20 protein-coding genes are annotated in these 15,699 nt (G+C 45.4%); 4 read left to right on the top strand and 16 right to left on the bottom strand.

The window, feature by feature from the left end; translation table 11 throughout:
- Positions 1–176: 176 nt before the first annotated feature.
- The 13 genes from ABK447_RS10665 to cgeC form a co-directional block, all read right to left on the bottom strand.
- Positions 177–401 (bottom strand): YozE family protein, encoded by a 225-nt coding sequence (locus ABK447_RS10665; RefSeq protein WP_007407941.1) that lies wholly within the window; start codon positions 399–401, stop codon positions 177–179.
- 74 nt (positions 402–475) lie between these two features.
- On the bottom strand, positions 476–754 hold the full coding sequence (locus tag ABK447_RS10660; RefSeq protein ID WP_094031783.1) for a YokU family protein: 279 nt from the start codon (positions 752–754) through the stop codon (positions 476–478).
- Entirely contained in the window at positions 751–2,172 is a 1,422-nt protein-coding gene (ablA, locus tag ABK447_RS10655; protein ID WP_007612018.1) for a lysine 2,3-aminomutase, read from the bottom strand. The genes ABK447_RS10660 and ablA overlap by 4 nt, the downstream gene beginning before the upstream one ends.
- Positions 2,169–3,041, bottom strand: coding sequence for a putative beta-lysine N-acetyltransferase (gene ablB / locus ABK447_RS10650; RefSeq protein ID WP_059368413.1), 873 nt, complete (start codon positions 3,039–3,041; stop codon positions 2,169–2,171). Before ablB ends, ablA begins: the two co-directional genes overlap by 4 nt.
- The gene (locus tag ABK447_RS10645) at positions 3,004–4,311 is read right to left on the bottom strand and encodes a peptidase (RefSeq protein ID WP_094031923.1); all 1,308 of its coding nucleotides are present in this window, start codon (positions 4,309–4,311) and stop codon (positions 3,004–3,006) included. The genes ablB and ABK447_RS10645 overlap by 38 nt, the downstream gene beginning before the upstream one ends.
- Complete coding sequence (locus ABK447_RS10640) at positions 4,277–4,972, bottom strand: 3-oxoacid CoA-transferase subunit B (protein ID WP_015240034.1); 696 nt, start codon at positions 4,970–4,972, stop codon at positions 4,277–4,279. Before ABK447_RS10640 ends, ABK447_RS10645 begins: the two co-directional genes overlap by 35 nt.
- The gene (locus tag ABK447_RS10635) at positions 4,957–5,646 is read right to left on the bottom strand and encodes a CoA transferase subunit A (RefSeq protein ID WP_015240035.1); all 690 of its coding nucleotides are present in this window, start codon (positions 5,644–5,646) and stop codon (positions 4,957–4,959) included. Before ABK447_RS10635 ends, ABK447_RS10640 begins: the two co-directional genes overlap by 16 nt.
- A 6-nt stretch (positions 5,647–5,652) precedes the next feature.
- Entirely contained in the window at positions 5,653–6,984 is a 1,332-nt protein-coding gene (locus tag ABK447_RS10630; protein WP_015240036.1) for an aspartate aminotransferase family protein, read from the bottom strand.
- A gap of 246 nt (positions 6,985–7,230) precedes the next feature.
- Positions 7,231–7,677 (bottom strand): GyrI-like domain-containing protein, encoded by a 447-nt coding sequence (locus tag ABK447_RS10625; RefSeq protein WP_094031924.1) that lies wholly within the window; start codon positions 7,675–7,677, stop codon positions 7,231–7,233.
- Positions 7,678–7,813: 136 nt separating this feature from the next.
- Positions 7,814–7,960 (bottom strand): YjcZ family sporulation protein, encoded by a 147-nt coding sequence (locus ABK447_RS10620; RefSeq protein WP_014418145.1) that lies wholly within the window; start codon positions 7,958–7,960, stop codon positions 7,814–7,816.
- A gap of 78 nt (positions 7,961–8,038) precedes the next feature.
- Entirely contained in the window at positions 8,039–8,818 is a 780-nt protein-coding gene (locus tag ABK447_RS10615; protein ID WP_031379008.1) for a GNAT family N-acetyltransferase, read from the bottom strand.
- 38 nt (positions 8,819–8,856) lie between these two features.
- Positions 8,857–10,128: a glycosyltransferase family 2 protein gene (locus tag ABK447_RS10610; RefSeq protein WP_031379007.1), complete on the bottom strand. Its 1,272-nt coding sequence runs from the start codon at positions 10,126–10,128 to the stop codon at positions 8,857–8,859.
- Positions 10,129–10,192: 64 nt separating this feature from the next.
- Positions 10,193–10,492 (bottom strand): spore maturation protein CgeC, encoded by a 300-nt coding sequence (cgeC, locus tag ABK447_RS10605; RefSeq protein WP_012117782.1) that lies wholly within the window; start codon positions 10,490–10,492, stop codon positions 10,193–10,195.
- 210 nt (positions 10,493–10,702) lie between these two features.
- Between cgeC and ABK447_RS10600 the strand changes: the two genes are divergently transcribed.
- Positions 10,703–11,134, top strand: coding sequence for a hypothetical protein (locus tag ABK447_RS10600; RefSeq protein WP_031379006.1), 432 nt, complete (start codon positions 10,703–10,705; stop codon positions 11,132–11,134).
- Positions 11,135–11,140: 6 nt separating this feature from the next.
- Positions 11,141–12,097: a DUF3880 domain-containing protein gene (locus ABK447_RS10595; RefSeq protein ID WP_072589177.1), complete on the top strand. Its 957-nt coding sequence runs from the start codon at positions 11,141–11,143 to the stop codon at positions 12,095–12,097.
- Positions 12,098–12,146: 49 nt separating this feature from the next.
- On the opposite strand, the gene phyC is transcribed toward ABK447_RS10595, so the two are convergent.
- A complete protein-coding gene (gene phyC, locus ABK447_RS10590) occupies positions 12,147–13,298 on the bottom strand; it encodes a 3-phytase (protein ID WP_094031784.1) in 1,152 nt (383 codons plus the stop codon).
- Positions 13,299–13,613: 315 nt separating this feature from the next.
- Between phyC and ABK447_RS10585 the strand changes: the two genes are divergently transcribed.
- Positions 13,614–14,039 (top strand): SDR family NAD(P)-dependent oxidoreductase, encoded by a 426-nt coding sequence (locus ABK447_RS10585; RefSeq protein ID WP_003153663.1) that lies wholly within the window; start codon positions 13,614–13,616, stop codon positions 14,037–14,039.
- Positions 14,040–14,072: 33 nt separating this feature from the next.
- Here the strand turns inward: ABK447_RS10585 and sprB are convergent, their stop codons facing one another.
- Together sprB and ABK447_RS10570 are read right to left on the bottom strand one after the other, a co-directional pair.
- Positions 14,073–14,249: a recombination directionality factor SprB gene (sprB, locus tag ABK447_RS10580; protein WP_003153662.1), complete on the bottom strand. Its 177-nt coding sequence runs from the start codon at positions 14,247–14,249 to the stop codon at positions 14,073–14,075.
- 362 nt (positions 14,250–14,611) lie between these two features.
- Positions 14,612–14,956, bottom strand: coding sequence for a DUF3221 domain-containing protein (locus tag ABK447_RS10570; protein WP_349910067.1), 345 nt, complete (start codon positions 14,954–14,956; stop codon positions 14,612–14,614).
- Between the two features lie 463 nt (positions 14,957–15,419).
- Between ABK447_RS10570 and ABK447_RS10565 the strand changes: the two genes are divergently transcribed.
- Positions 15,420–15,656: a hypothetical protein gene (locus tag ABK447_RS10565; protein WP_032869991.1), complete on the top strand. Its 237-nt coding sequence runs from the start codon at positions 15,420–15,422 to the stop codon at positions 15,654–15,656.
- Positions 15,657–15,699: the final 43 nt, after the last annotated feature.

The raw sequence follows: 15,699 nt of genomic DNA, 5'->3' as shown, positions 1-15,699 counted from the left end.
AGCAGGCTGATCCGGTGAACTCTGCAGCTATACATTCTACTGCCTTATGATACGTGCCTTCAGGAAGATTTGTTTACGAGCTGATCAAAACGGACGGCGTTGCGGGATTTGATCATACGGCACCTCATAAGCGAGTGATTTCAACAGAAAAAAACCGCACAATGTGCGGTTTTTCGTCAGGCGTGATGCACCTCGGTCTCATATTTTTCCCAAGCTTCATCAAATGTCGCCATCGTTTCTAAATAGTCGGCGCTCAGTTCTAAATAAGAACTGAGCTCGTGATAATCGCTTGACGTTTTCGGAAAGCCGTGATCTTCGTATGCCTGATTCGCAAACTGGCTGATTGCGTCCTGCGGCTTGGGATGCCTGTATTTCATCAAATAGTGATAAAAGGATTTCATGGGTTTCCCCTCCTGATGACTGTCTTTTGTTGTACTATTATACAATTCAAGTGTGAAATTACAACAAAAGAAGACTAGGAGAAGTCAAAATAATTCCGTTTCAAGATCCGTTCTGTCTCCATCAGCTCTTGATATGTGAGTGTTTCCGGTAATTTTTTTGCATTGACTAAAAAAAGCTGATTTTCGATTTCCGCTATGACCGCTTCCTCCTGATAAGTCATGCCGCAGGAGGAACAGGCGAATGAGGGTGTTTCTGTAATTTCTATGGCCCTCGTACCGTCAGGAAGCTCCCAGTACACAGCCGCCTGACTAGCTGACGCCTTCTGATTGCCGCACCACTCGCATGGCTTCACGGCGACTCACCTCCGACTTCCGATCCTGCTTTTTGCTCTTTCTTTTGCTGTGCAATAAATTTCTTTTCTTTCAATTCATCTCTCTTTTCCCTGCGGTCTTTCAGCGTTTCATGATCAGGGTTTGATGTAAACGTTTTCCTCCTGTCGATCCTCGATACATTTTCCGGTGTGAACGAAACCTCTTTGTCCGCGAAAATGGCGCTCAGTCCGACCGGCTCGTGTTTGGCCATCGTTCCCGGAAAAACAGATTCAAAATAGTCGTCGGCTTGATTCGGGATATAGTTTTCCGGCTCGGGATAAGATGTAATCACCCCTTCGAAGTTTCTGATCACAACTTTCTCCGGACTTTGGGAGAGCAAGTAGTTCGGCTGCAGGGCGATTTTACCGCCTCCGCCCGGGGCGTCGACGACAAAGGTCGGCACGGCAAAGCCCGTTGTGTGGCCCCTCAGTCCTTCAATGATTTCCAGCCCTTTTGACACAGGCGCTCTGAAATGGCCGATCCCCTCTGACAAATCACATTGATAAATATAATACGGACGCACGCGGATTTTCACTAAATCATGCATGAGTTTTTTCATAATCGGCACCGAATCGTTAATACCTGCTAAAATAACGGCCTGGTTACCGACCGGAACACCTGCGTTAACGAGCTTTTCACACGCCGCAACCGATTCTTCCGTCAGTTCGATGCTCGTATTAAAATGAGTGTTCAGCCAGACCGGATGATATTTTTTCAAAATCTCACAAAGGTTATCCGTTATCCGCTGCGGAAATACAACGGGCGCTCTCGTTCCGATCCGGATAATTTCAAGATGGGGAATGTCACGCAGGTTTTTCAAAATATATTCCAGAATCTGATCGTTGATTAAAAGCCCGTCTCCGCCGGAAATCAGGCAGTCACGGATTTCCGGCGTTTCCCGGATGTAAGCGATTGCCGCATCAAGCTGTTTTTTCGGCACCCCCATTCCGATCTGTCCGGAAAAACGCCTTCTTGTGCAATATCGGCAATACATCGAGCATTGATTTGTCACCAGAAAAAGAACGCGGTCGGGATAGCGGTGCGTAAGACCGGGAACCGGTGAATCTTCATCTTCAAACAGCGGATCTTCAAGGTCATATTTCGTTTTGTGCATTTCTTCTGACAGCGGCACGGACTGCATGCGGATCGGACATCTCGGGTTATCGGGATCCATTAAAGAAGCATAATAAGGCGTAATATTCAGGGGAATGGTTTTTACAGACATCCTGACGCCTTCTTCTTCCTCTTCGGTCAAATGAATGACTTTTTTCAGGTCATCAACGGTTCTTACAGTATGGGTGAGCTGCCACAGCCAATCATTCCACTTGTCTTCCGGCACATCTTTCCACAATTCAATCTCCTTCCAATGACGCTTCGGCTGAAACCATTTGTTTGTCAAACGAATTCCTCCTTATGAATGGCCAAACGTAAAGTCTTGCACCATATATTCATATTTTCGAGCCCTTCTGAAATGCGGCAGTTGTTCAAAAGCCTGCCTCTGTAGCCGTATCCGGCATGATACAAAACGGCATTCATCCCGTAAGACGCTGCACGGGCCAAGGAAAAAAGATGGATGATTCCCCGGTCCGCGAGTTCCTGCTCCAACGCTTTAAACAAGTGTGCCGTTACGGAGTTCCCCCTGTAATCTGACAGAACCGCGCAATCGGTCATTTCAGCGTGCCCCAATACCGGATTGATATCTGCGCTTGCCGCCCCAATGAGACGATCCTGATCGAATGCGGCATAATAGATGGTGTTTTCTCTCATTGTTTTTTTAATATAAAGGGGATTAAAGACAGGAGTCGGATAGGTAAGAAAAACATGTTTATATAAGTGCGTTAAACGGTCTGCATCATCTTCGTCCGCTTTTCTGAACATCAGCGCGCTTTCTGTCTGAGTCAGTCCCCGCCGCGGTGTCTCATGTAAACGGTCAACAGTCGAATCTTCTGATACATATGAATCTGACCGTCTCCGTTCCTCTGCTAAATAGCGCACCATCACAACAGCCTCATGCCCGTTGTAATACCCGTCTATGACACCCTCAACAATAAAAAGATGCTTGACAAATTCCGGCTCATCGCCGCGCTTGGCAAAGAAAATTACCTTTTGGGCTCCTTCTTGCTTTGCTTCTGCCAAAACGGCCGGAATAAGCGCCGTGATCTGTCCGTCATAATGAATGACTCTGAGCCGCTCATTGAAACGGTCTGCATCAATCTCGGCCGCTCCCTTTTCAGCCCTCAGTTCCTTTATCAGCTCCGTCACCCCCATCTGCCACCCCGCACCATTCCATGATAAAAAGAGAAATGATTTTGACGGCATCGATTAACGCCCGGATTTCAATGTATTCATTCGCCTGATGCGCCGCCTTGACTTCTCCCGGCCCGAAGACGATGACCGGCGTCTGTCCTGCGTGCTGCAAAAGCCCTCCGTCCGTTCCCCACGGGGACGCTTCACGAACCGGTTTTGCCCCTTTCATTTTCTCAAAAGAAGATTCCAGAGCGGAAATCAGCGGATGCTCATCCGGGAGATCATTCGGAAGCCACTGAGCCCCAAACCATTCTATTTCCGCGGGGTGGTGTTTAAACCATTCATCCCGGTACTCCAAATCTTTCAGCCAGCTTGCCAGCTCTTCTTTTACTGCTTCGGGCGTTTCATCCGGAGCTATTCCGCACCTGCCTTCTATCACCACACGGTCAGCTACCGATGATGGCCACGTTCCCCCTTGGACGGTGCCGATATTAATGGGAACCGGGATCGGAACGTCCCGATAAAGCGGGTCTGTGATACGGGCGTTGCGGACGTGTTCAAGCTCTTTAAGGGCTGTGATGACATGCAGGCTTTTTTCAATGGCGCTCACCCCTTCATAGCGGGTGCCGCCGTGTGCGGACAATCCCCTTACCGTAATGCGGAACCACATAGACCCTTGCTGCTTAACAAACAGCTTTAAATTAGTCGGTTCGGGAATAAGCGCCCCGTCAGCCTTGTAGCCCCTCATAACAGCCGACAGCGTTCCCGCGCCGCCGCACTCTTCATCTACGACACTTTGAAACAGGACATCTCCTTTTAACGTAATCCCGCAGGCTTCAAGCGCTTCTAACGCAAACAAGAGAGCTGTATTGCCGCCTTTCATATCCGTTGACCCGCGGCCGTAAACTTTGCCGTCCTTTTCAACAGCGGTAAACGGTTCATACGTCCATGCGGCGGGATTTCCTTCCGGGACAACATCAATATGTCCGTTCAGTATCAGTGATCTTCCGCCCCCGGCCCCTTTCTTTACAGCTGTGATATTCGGGCTTTCATGGAAGTCTTCGCGTTCCGATACGAAATAAGGATGCTCTTTCAAATGTTTGACACTCGGCTCCCATACATCAATATCCATGTCAAACTGTCTCAGTTTTTCTAAAACGACTGCCTGTGCGTTAAATTCATGGCCGAACGTGCTTTTTTCCCCGATCAGCCGTTTCAGCAAGCTTACCGCTTTTGCTGTGTTTTCTTCCGCCCACTTAGTGACTTTCTTTTCTAATTGATCCATGGACAGGCCCCCTTTTAAGAAAACATTCTCCCAATCTGATCTCGGCATCCGTTGTTTGAATGACATCGTCTATGGTCGTGCCATTCAGCAGTTCCTCAAGAACAAAAGCCCCATCATCTATGCTGATGACGGCTTTCTCTGTAATGATGAGATCTGCACAGCCCGCTGCTGTAAGCGGCAATGAACAGCTTTCGACCAGCTTCGGCCGGCCTTTCTGATCGGTGTGGCTCATGACGACAACTACTTTTTTCGCGCCTTGGGCAAGCTCCATCGCCCCGCCCATTCCGGGCACTTTTTTTCCCGGCACGAGCCAATTGGCGAGATCACCTGTCCTGCTGACTTGGAGCGCGCCTAAAATGGTAATATCTATCAGCCCTTTTCTGATCATGGCAAAAGACAGAGCTGAATCAAAATAGGAAGCACCCTTAACTGTACTGACAGGAAACCCGGCCGCATTGCATAAAAGCTCATCCTCCTCTCCGCGCTCCGGACTGCCGCCGATCCCGAGGACGCCGTTTTCCGCCTGCAGCATGACCTCCATGCCGGCCGGCAGAAAGTTCGGCACTAAAGAAGGAATGCCGATCCCCAGGTTGACAATCATACCTGAGGTAACTTCACTGGCGGCCCGCCTCGCGATACTCTCTCTTTCCGCTATTCCCAAGCCCATTTCCACTTCACTCCTTCACTTTGCACGACACCCTCCACGAAAACGCCCGGCGTTACAATATGCTCGCTGTCAAGTTCGCCGGCAGGCACAATCTCTGCCGCCTCAGCAAATGTTCTTTCGGCCGCCGCAGCCATCAGAGGGTTCATGTTGCGCGCCGTTTTGTCAAACGTCAGATTCCCGAATTCATCAGCAGTATGTGCGGACACAAAAGCGAAATCAGCCGTCAGCGCTTTTTCAACTAAATAGGACTTTCCGTCAATCGTTACGGTTTCTTTGTTTTCACAAACGGTTGCGTTATCAATGCCGATATCAGTTAATATACCGCCTAGCCCCGCTCCGCCTGCGCGAATCCGTTCAGCAAGCGTCCCTTGCGGCGAAAATTCCACCTCAAGCGCTCCGTCAGTCATTTGTCTGCCCGCGACAGGATTTGAGCCGATATGGGAAGCGATCAGCCTTTTTACCCGCTTATGAACGATAAGCGGGCCGATGCCGATTTCCGGAAATCCGGCATCATTGCAGATGACGGTCAGCTCTTTAACGCCGCTTTCCAAAATCGCTTCGATTAATGACGGAGGTGAACCCACTCCCCCAAAACCGCCGAACATGATGACAGATTCGTCCTTGACATCGGCAATTGCTTCATGAATATCGATTTTTTTATGAAAAATAGACATATCAGCTCAATCCTTCTTCATCATTTTTTCAACTTCTTCTGCTGCCTGGGAAAATAGATCTGACAGCTCATCCAGCTCGGCATATGAAATCGTGAACGGCGGGGCGATGATGACGGCGTCTCCTTCTCCGCTGTCAATACCGGGCTTTGCAGGGTAAATAAGCAGGCCCCGTTTTTTTGCCGCTTTAATGATTTTTTCGGTGAAGGCCTGTTTTTTCGAAAAAACGTCCTTCGTCGTTTTATCCTTAACGAATTCAACCCCGATCAGGAGGCCTTTACCGCGGACATCCCCAATCACCCCGCTGCGCTCTTTGATTTCTTCTAATTTCCGCTTCAGCATTACGCCTTTCTCCTCTGACTGCCGAAGCAGCTCGTGTTTCTTAACATAGCGAAGCACTTCAAGCGCCGCTCTAGCACAGTATGGGTTGGCACTGTACGTATGTCCGCTCATAATGACCCCGGAGCCCCGCTTGATCGTTTCAATGATGTCATCAGACGCAACGGCTGCCGCTATCGGAGCGTAACCGGCGCCTAACCCTTTTCCGAGCACCGCGATATCAGGTGCGATCCTCCAATGCTCAGAAGCAAGCATCCGCCCTGTTCTCCCGAGCCCCGTCATGACTTCATCCGCGATAAACAAAATACCGTGCCGGCGGCAGACATCCTCAAGCGCTTCATAATAACCTGCCGGCGGAGTGATGGCCGCCCCGGCTGCTCCGACAATCGGTTCTGCGACAAATCCCGCGATAAATGAGGGACCGATCCGCTGAACAGCCGTTTCCAGTTCAGCCGCCGCAGCTTTCACAAATTCCTCTCCCTGCAGCTCTGAACGATACATATTAGGCGCTGAAACGGCAGGAAACCGTTCGAGCAACTGGGTGAAGCGGTATCTCCGTTCGTAGAACCCCGATAATGAAAGCGCTCCCAAAGTAATGCCGTGGTAACTGCCCCATCTTGATAGAAAGACGGATTTTTGGTATTGCCCTTTTTCCTGCCAATATTGAACGGCCATTTTCATCGCTGTTTCGACTGCCTCTGATCCGCTGTTTACAAAAAATGACCAATTCAGCCCGCCCGGCAGATGATCCGCCAGAAATAAAGCGAGTTCTTCTGCCGGAGTACTGGTGAATTGCGAGCGATACACAAACGAAACGGAGTCAAGCTGCTCTTTTAAAGCTTGTATAATATCCTCCGTGCCGTGGCCGATATTGCAAGTGACCGCCCCCGATGCTCCGTCAAGATACTTGTTCCCCTCCTGATCATACACATATGATCCCTTTCCATGACTGACTGACGGATAATTCCCGTCAAGCTCCGGTTTGATTAAATAGCTCCCCATATCTTTCCACCTCGAAAACCCATTTGCTTCATTGTATGAACAGATGAATAACCGCATTCTTATCCTTCAGAAAGTTTTTTGCAGAAAATACCTTTCTGTAAAACAGGCTGTCGGAGATGTCCCGACAGCCTGAAAAGCGTTCTGGAAATTCTATTCCTATTGTTGATTTTATTCTTTGCTCAGCTCATCATCCATCATTTTTGATCTGAATCAGTATAAGCAGAAGGCGGAAAATTCCCGTCTTCTTTACCGTATGGGAATCAATATTTCACACAAATGATGATTCACCTTTTGTAAAGTATACCTTTCGATAATGGGCTGCTCTCTGATTGATAAATTATTTTTTTTGATCTCAGAAAAAACAGTGTTCCAAAATCCACTGACTGCCTCTTTTGTATGATCAAGCAAGAAAACAGCGTACTTCCCTCCGGAAAATGTACCAATCCGGGCTGGTTCAGGCACATGGTCTTGATTGATAACAAGACAAACATCATAGCGGCATTTCTCTTTAGGAGTACGATTCGGATGATCTTGCGGAATTCCTAAAATGACAGAATGACAAAGCAGACCATTCAATTGCGCCCAGTTTTTAAATGACTCCATCAGTTCATTGTTTTGCTTTCCGCCATACTCTCCGATGTTTCGGAAGTAAGCAATTCTGGATTCAGGTAATTCTTCAATCGTTATGTTCACATTTTCGCCCCCTTCTCCAGAAAGGTAATATGTATTAAAATGTTTTTCAAGCTGATTTTTCAGCATGGGTATAACAAAAAGCCTGCAGAAAGTGATGTTCTCTGCAGGCTGATTTTCATTATAGGATTTTTTCAGTCTAACAAATAAAAGCCGCACCGACGATGATTAATAAAATAAACAATACCACGATCAGCACAAAAGTGCTGGTTCCGCCCCCGCAGCCGCCGTGCCCGTAACCATAGCCAAAACTGCCGCAACCGTAGCCATATCCGTATCCGTACATACGCAAATCATCCTTTCTTCTTACGATATACGGCATTGTATGCGGGCCAACTCCCAATTGGTTTATGCGAATGCCCAACTATGTAAGAAAATAATGAAAAATTGTATGCACGCGCCGAAATCTTTTGAAACCGAGTTTTTCATAAAAGCGGTTTACACCGTCCATCCCGGACGTCACAAGGTATACGGTTTCCATGCCGTTCAGCTTTGCCGCCGCCATCAGCTCATTCATCAATATCGATCCGTAGCCTTTTCGTTGGAATTGATCCAGAATTGCGACTTCTTCTATTTTTGCGGTTTTATCTGCTTTGTTGATGAAAAGCTCTCCGCAGCCGATCGGAATCGTTTGCGAGGCGTCGCTGTAGCACACGACAAGCATAACCGTTCCGTCCTTATACAAAGGATATTTCCGCTCAAGCTTTTGTTCGGCCGCCGCCTCGCCAATGTAAAGGGCATCATAGATGTTCATAATAGACGACCCGTCGGCGAGGCTTTTTTCCGTCCCCCAAGCAGTGAGCGGGTGCCCGGCCTGCAGGTCCCCATTTTCCAGTTTCCTTGCAAAAAACAGCTCATCTTCCACTACGCAGCCCTGTTTTACCAGAGTTTGTTTCAGAAGAAGCGGAAACGTGTGCTCCGGAGCCGCTTTCACATGAATATAATTGGCTTGAAGCATGCCCGGAACGGACGAAAAAAACGGCAGGAGTTTGTCTAACGGAAATGTACGGTGCAGCTGAACAAAGTTATGCGAAAAAATCTGCGGCAAAAAAGGGTCCGTATATACACTGAAATGCTCGAACCTCTGAATGCCGGAAGTAAGCTCTATATACTGCTTCTCGGTTTTATCAAATTGATCGGTCATAAAAGCTCTCCTTTTCCTTACACATCCGACTGCATCTCTCAACCTTTTGTTATATTGAGATTTCTCATAATTTCATCGTACACCGGATAGAACGGCATTCCAATTGGTAATTGTTTAATTTGCTGAAAGGAAATGGGTATCGCCTTCTGATTCGCAAAAAAGCGTTTCGCTACGTCATGACTGATCGGATGGAGAACCCCTCTCAAATAAACATAAAATTCCCGTTCAATGCGAAACAGCATTCTCCCGGGCAGATGTTGAATACAGCCCGATGTCCCCCGGCTGATCGGCGGACCGTCCGGAAACGCTTGTATTTCGTCCCGTTCTAAAGCCGGGATGTCATGCCGTTTAAATCGGTAAAAGCGAAATGCGCTATGATCAACCAGCCTTTTCTCCCCGTCTTCTATAAAATAAACATGAAACTGATCCCTGACGAGCTGAAAATTCGGAATACTGGCGGAGTCCTCTTCCTCATATTGAAATAAAAACGGATCCGGAATGACGACGGTTCGGCCTTCATATAACGTATGCCAGCGCTCGTTTACAGGCTTCCTTTTATTTCGGTCAAGCTGATATACTTTCTGATCCGTCCCCTTTACAAAGGATCCGTCGATCAGGACAGACGGAAGCGATTGATACGTGTTCTGAAATGAGTGGGGTGTTTTATAGGTCGTATCCAACACTTCTTTTATCGGCAGAAATGATGTAAATGTGTTGAGCCTGCTCCAAAAAACAGAGTCTCCGTGATTCCAATGGATAACATCTTCGTCCCAAAAGCTGCCGAACTTCTCTTTCACACGCTCAAGCAATGATCTCCGGTGCATCACTGAACAGTGATCAACGAGAAAAGCGGCCTGATCAAGCACCTCTTCAGCAAAACGATAGAAGTGGAATTGTTCTGTTCCGCGCCCGTTTACATGTATCACCTTCTGGCTGGAATAGACGGCATCAAACCCGCTGCATTGATTAAGAACTTCCGCCATGCGGCTGAGCCTATCCGGATGAAATACGGTGTCGTCTGTCAAATAAGTGATGTATTCGCCTTTAGCCCGTGAAAGCGCATCATTAATCAAAACGGCATACCGGGTCGACTTCAGCCGTTCGGCAGGATTGATAAAACTGTTGTCATAATATATGCGAGGATCTTTTATATACGTACTGATGGCAGCCGAAGTTTCTTCATTTGAATGATCATCCATCACAAACAGCTCCCAATTGCTGTAGGTCTGATGCAAAACACTTTCAATCGCCTGTTTCACAAGATCCGGTTTGTTGTAACTCGTTAAGATAATTGAGATCTTCTTTTCCATCCCATCACCCCTTCTGTAAAACGTAAAAAACGGCTCCGAAAGAGACAGAGCCTGATATCCGTTATTAAAAAGCACCCCAGCTGACGATGCTTGAAATCGCGACGTTTGATCTCGTATGATTGAGCGGATTTTGAAAAACGGCCAAATCTGACAGCACTTCTTTGACAATTACGTTTTGCAGTGTGCTGCCGTTAATCAGATTGACGCGTGATACAGGAACCCCAAGCTCTTTTGCCATTACAAGCTGACGCCGCAAATCTGAATGATCTCCGGACGGCTGACGGGATAACAAAAGAAGAAGAAGCAGTACGAGCTGAAATTCCTCCTCAAAACCCCCGTGTTTTACAGTTTCTTCTGAATCCAAAGTATTCCTCTCCTTCATTTTTTAATCTATACAACGTATGTCATACTCTTACAATCCGCATAGGCAAACAAAGCCTGATTCGAAAATTCAGCTGTTTGATTAAATATTGAAAAAAACACAAGCAAAACGGCATTCGACTTATACCAATCTCTTCAATCAGGAATATGAATAAACGTGAGGTTGAAATTGTTAAAGGAGGTGTATGTTCGCATGAGCGAGGATCGTTTGGAGCTTAAAAAGGCGTTATTGAAAACTCTTTTAGCCCCTGTATTTGACAACAGCGCTTTATCTGGCGGCACAGATGGAGGAGATAATGTGGAAAACAAAGTAAAAGATTTATTGGAATCGGCAATTGATGCAAAAGTAGATGAAGCAGCGGCGAAAGACAGTCTCAGCGCACAATCTGTATTGGGAAGCGGTATTTCATTAGCGGCGAGATGGATTTTTGCAAGAATTCAGCCCGGCACTGTCATCAGCATTGTGATGGATTCAGGAGACATGATCGGCCCGGTTCAATTTGTTGCCTTTGACGAAATTCACGGAATCGTTTTTGTTACGCAGGAAAATTCCGTTACACCGGCAGGCTCTGCTACAACATTGCTTGACGTCGACAAAGTTGAAAGTGTCACGTTCACTTCGTAACAGCATATGAACGTTTTATATATCCGTTCAGGATATAAAGGCATATACACGTATTTTGACCGCTGGATCGAGGAAGGCTTTTTACAGTCTTCCGTCCGCTTTTTTTCTGTTTCTGAGTTTGAGGAAGATACCATCCGCAGTATACGGGCATTCAAACCAGACATCAGTCTGATGATGACGGGAGACCGTATTCCGTCTGAATGGCTTCAATGGCTGAAGACAGAACAGATTCCCGTTTATCTATGGATGACGGAGGATCCTTTTTATTTCGATGTGAGCATGACAATCGCCCCTTTCGCCGATGCCGTTTTGACGATAGAACAAAACGCGCTTGATGCTTACCGGCAAATGGGCTTACAGCACGTATATTATGTCCCGATCCCCGTTAATCAGCGGCTTTTTAAGAAACAACCTGCTGAAGCTTCTCTTCACACAAATCTGCTTCTGATCGGATACCCTTACCCGAACCGCGTTGAACTGGTGAAAGCAGCGGCGAAGCTTCCGTATACGCTTCGTATTATCGGGAAGGGATGGCGCAGACATCTGCCTAAAAAAATCGCCAGGCAGCAAAATGTGCTCGTAATGGATGAATGGATTGAACCCGAACATGCCGCATTATATTACAACAGCGCAGACGTGGTCTTAAACCCTCACCGTTCTTATCGGTTTGCGCTCAATCAGAACGGACGCGGCATCGAAAATATCAGTTTAAATACGAGAAGCTTAGACATTGCGGCTTGTCAGGCCTTTCAGCTGACAGACCTTTCTCCCGCGCCCCCGTTTTCATCCTTTGTTTCTTACAGCGGGCTTGCGGATTTTGCGGATAAGATCCATTTTTATATGGCAAACCCGGGTGAACGTAAACAAATCGCGGCGCTTAATTACCAAGAGACAGTACCGGCGTACACGTATGACCGGCTGCCGGCTGTGCTTGCGGCTATCCGTTCCAAGACTTTCTCATGAAACGCTCTTCACATCAAAAAGCAGCTTGGATAAGCTGCTTTTTTCATGTTTATTTTCCGCTTCTGTCAGTCAGTTTTCTCGGGTCAACCTGTTTATTGACCTGCGGGTGAAAGCCGATTTTATCAGCGATTCTTTCCCAAGGCACCATTTTAAAATTTTGATTGGCCTTTTGGCCGTGATCTATATTTTCTCCGTCCTGTGCGACAAAAAGGCCGAACGGATATTCAGGTCCCAGCCCGAAACCCAGAACGTCAATTCCGTCTGTATCGCTTGTGCCGTCTGTCTCAGGCCCGTCTGTTATCTGAAAGTCCGCAACATATTTGTTCTGTCCCTGTCTTTCATAAATCGCGTAGCTGCTGTTACCCTGGCTTGATGCAAGCAAATAACCTTTCCCGTCAGCAGCGTAGTAAATCGTCAGTCCTTCAATATCAGGGGTTAAATGCCTGCCGTCGGCACGATCGATAACCGTTCCGTTACTGCCGCCGTCCGGCTCAGCGCTGAACTTCCAGATGGCCTCATCTTCTTCTGCGATATAAAGACTGCCGTATTCATCGTCTGCTGCCATCCCTTCTGTCTGAGAATTCATTTTAAACGCCCTTACCTTTTTGCCGGATATGTATCCATTTTTATCAGCATTTAATTCGTATTGTTCAAATTCGCCTTCTTTCCCTGTCACCATCGCGTAATATTTTCCTGTTTTTTGACTGTGGTACAAGCTGAAACCGTATACTTCATCAATTGCTGACGCAATCGGGCGGTCTGGGTTCGTAATGCTTTGTAATGTGCCGTTTTTCCCGTCAATGGCGTAAATCTCAATGGTATTCTTTCCTTCAGACCGATTGGATGCCGCCGCAATATCGACTTTTTTTCCGTTCAACGGAAAATCATAGCGGATATCAACATTGTTCAGCTTCCCGGTAGGATAGGAATGAAGCATCTTTCCCTCTAGGCTGTACACGACTAAGCCTGATTTTTTATTGGTTGTGATCAATTTGCTGTTCTGAGGATTCTTGGGGTCCAGCCAAATCGCAGGATCATCAGCTGCATCACCTGCTGTATCAACCGGTTCCGTTTCCGCCGCCGCATTCACGGTAAAATGATAAGGATCAGACAGCTTATGCTTGGCCTGGGAAGAAACCGCACCGCATGTGAGCATCAATCCGGCTGCCGCGGTTAACAAAAGTGTTTTTGAATGATTCATTTTCCTTCCTCCTTTTATGAAAGTGTACTTTAATTGTAAAATACATACAGGAATGTCAGTGTTAAGTTTTTGTGAAGATTGTCCGCATGTGAGAATTTATGAAGAGAAAAAATTGACGTGAGCAAATATTTAAAATGAACATTTAGTACAATGTTTTATTTGTGATTTCTAGTCTATTAATCGGGTAAAGCGATATGAAAGCGCATCAGATTAATGTTTTTCTCTAATTTTTGATTTATTGGTTTCTTTCATTAACTCGCTGAAATTGTTCAACATATGATGCATGGTAGAGAAACGAGAGTTGGAGGATAAGCCATGCCTAAACAGCAAGCAGTAGAGCTACAACCGTTTTTTCACGATAAAACTGTTCTCGTCACAGGCGGGACAGGATCAATCGGAAGCCAAATAGTAAAACGCCTTTTGCTCTTAACCCCTAAAGAAGTCATTGTGTTCAGCAAAGATGACAGCAAACAATATGTGATGAAACAAAAATACGCGGATGAACAAAGACTGTCGTTTGTGCTCGGCGATGTTCGTGACTACAGAAGAGTCAACCAAGTGATGAAAGGTGTTGATATTGTCTTTCACACAGCTGCGCTGAAGCAGGTTCCGACATGTGAGGATAATCCCTTTGAAGCCATTCAAACCAACCTTATCGGCGGACAAAATGTCGCAGAAGCCGCTTTGCTGCAAGAGGTGACGCATGTGATTAATATCAGTACCGATAAAGCTGTTTATTAAGATACTTACTACAAACAAATCAAAAAAAGAAGCTTACTCTGCACTCCTTTCCAAAGCAGCCTCCAATAAATGCTGAGCAAATTGTTTATAAAATTCATCTAAGTCATTACTGGCTTCATCCTGTTCTATATAGCGGATACTGTAATTATCTTTATGGACAACCTTTATTGTTTTCTTCTTCAATTCCTCATAACGTTGGTAAGGTTCCAAAACTACACCCCCGCTTTCACAGGAGTATTATATGTATGTAATGGTTCGTCTCTTGACTGTTCTTTCTTTATCAAAGCCTCGCAAGCTTGTTCAAATGTATGGTTAACTTTTTTCTTTATCCAGCGTTCAGTACCGATCTCTTCGCATATGAATACGGGAATGCTGGTTTTATTCAAGGTGCCCAGTAATTCAAAAATGTGTTCTTGGCATGTGCCTTCTCTGCACCTGAGTCAACAATCGTCAAATAAATCCCGGGGCAGGAATAAGCCACCGCGAATGAGGTAAGGTTAGAAGACATTATTTCTGTTCAATATGCCGCTTCAGTTTTTTCAGCGGTATTCCTAGGAATTACAGAATATGTACTAAATACTTTCAAACTTTGAGATGTTTGTTTTTGGCGGTGAAGATTCATTTAATTTTTTATACCAAATACGAATTTTTTGTCCTTTGCTCAAGTCATCTTTATTGTTAAGTTGACTAAGTCCCAGTAAAACTATATCCGATCTATACTTCTCAATAATCTCTTTTTCACTAAGATTTTTAAAGTCTTTAGCATCAGCTTTTTCATTAGGTATGAGAATTGCTTGATTCTCTCTTTTTAAAATGACATAGCCGACCATAGTTTGCTTAGCCTCCATAAAATGTTTGTTATGTTGGTTTTGACACCCTAATGTTATACATAACAAAATTAACAGCATTATAAACACTCTATACAAGTTCAAACCGCCCTTCTTGCATATTTGTAACAAGAATAAAACACTGTTTTAGGAAATGACAGACTAAAACGCCTCATGTTTATGAATTTAAACAAATTCCCCCCTAGACAAATGGAACACGGCGAGGTCTTCACCATTATAGAACCGCACAATTGCATCATGAAATATTCAATTGACTGATCAACCACATCACCTTCTTTAAGCGATCTAATGTTTATATTATAAGGTCCTATAAGTCTATACAGCCTTTCCGCTTAAACATTTTGCTTATCTATAAGCAGTTTACATTAACTAAGGGTATGTACAGTTTTTCAGACATGTTCAGCTTGTCCTTGAAATGCCGGATTGCTTTATCTTGTTCTTGACGTAAAATGTTTATCATTTAATCATGCTGACTTAATATAATGTTTAAGTGTTTTTATATGGGGGGGATATGTGTAAGGAGGCGGTTTATTTGAAAAACAATCAGAAAATAACACTTGACTCTTCTTTTGCGTTATCCACTCTTATTGTCTTACTTATTGCATTGTACCCATCCTATTCTTCTTGGTTTGTCACAATATTCTTTTTAGGATTTGCACTGATATACACATTTGAAAAAAAGAGCAAATCTTCAAAACTAATTGCTGTTATCTCTTATCCATTATTTATTGTTGCGTTTGTTTACAGCATAATAAACAGCATGTCATGATCCACTCTAAATTTGTTCTTAAAATTACGATTTTAAGTTAAGT

The organism is Bacillus sp. hwrm1 (assembly GCF_040207805.1).
In the GTDB taxonomy this organism is placed as follows: domain Bacteria; phylum Bacillota; class Bacilli; order Bacillales; family Bacillaceae; genus Bacillus; species Bacillus velezensis.
Note: the sequence above shows the minus strand (reverse complement) of the source record. Positions and strands in the feature narration are given on the sequence as shown.

Excerpts from the sequence above, each read along its gene's own strand:
- ABK447_RS10665 (WP_007407941.1), bottom strand. The coding sequence starts at position 401 with ATGAAATCCTTTTATCACTATTTGATGAAATACAGGCATCCCAAGCCG.
- ablB (WP_059368413.1), bottom strand. The coding sequence starts at position 3,041 with ATGGGGGTGACGGAGCTGATAAAGGAACTGAGGGCTGAAAAGGGAGCG.
- ABK447_RS10640 (WP_015240034.1), bottom strand. The coding sequence starts at position 4,972 with ATGGGCTTGGGAATAGCGGAAAGAGAGAGTATCGCGAGGCGGGCCGCC.
- ABK447_RS10635 (WP_015240035.1), bottom strand. The coding sequence starts at position 5,646 with ATGTCTATTTTTCATAAAAAAATCGATATTCATGAAGCAATTGCCGAT.
- ABK447_RS10630 (WP_015240036.1), bottom strand. The coding sequence starts at position 6,984 with ATGGGGAGCTATTTAATCAAACCGGAGCTTGACGGGAATTATCCGTCA.
- ABK447_RS10620 (WP_014418145.1), bottom strand. The coding sequence starts at position 7,960 with ATGTACGGATACGGATATGGCTACGGTTGCGGCAGTTTTGGCTATGGT.
- ABK447_RS10615 (WP_031379008.1), bottom strand. The coding sequence starts at position 8,818 with ATGACCGATCAATTTGATAAAACCGAGAAGCAGTATATAGAGCTTACT.
- ABK447_RS10610 (WP_031379007.1), bottom strand. The coding sequence starts at position 10,128 with ATGGAAAAGAAGATCTCAATTATCTTAACGAGTTACAACAAACCGGAT.
- ABK447_RS10600 (WP_031379006.1), top strand. The coding sequence starts at position 10,703 with ATGAGCGAGGATCGTTTGGAGCTTAAAAAGGCGTTATTGAAAACTCTT.
- ABK447_RS10595 (WP_072589177.1), top strand. The coding sequence starts at position 11,141 with ATGAACGTTTTATATATCCGTTCAGGATATAAAGGCATATACACGTAT.
- phyC (WP_094031784.1), bottom strand. The coding sequence starts at position 13,298 with ATGAATCATTCAAAAACACTTTTGTTAACCGCGGCAGCCGGATTGATG.
- ABK447_RS10585 (WP_003153663.1), top strand. The coding sequence starts at position 13,614 with ATGCCTAAACAGCAAGCAGTAGAGCTACAACCGTTTTTTCACGATAAA.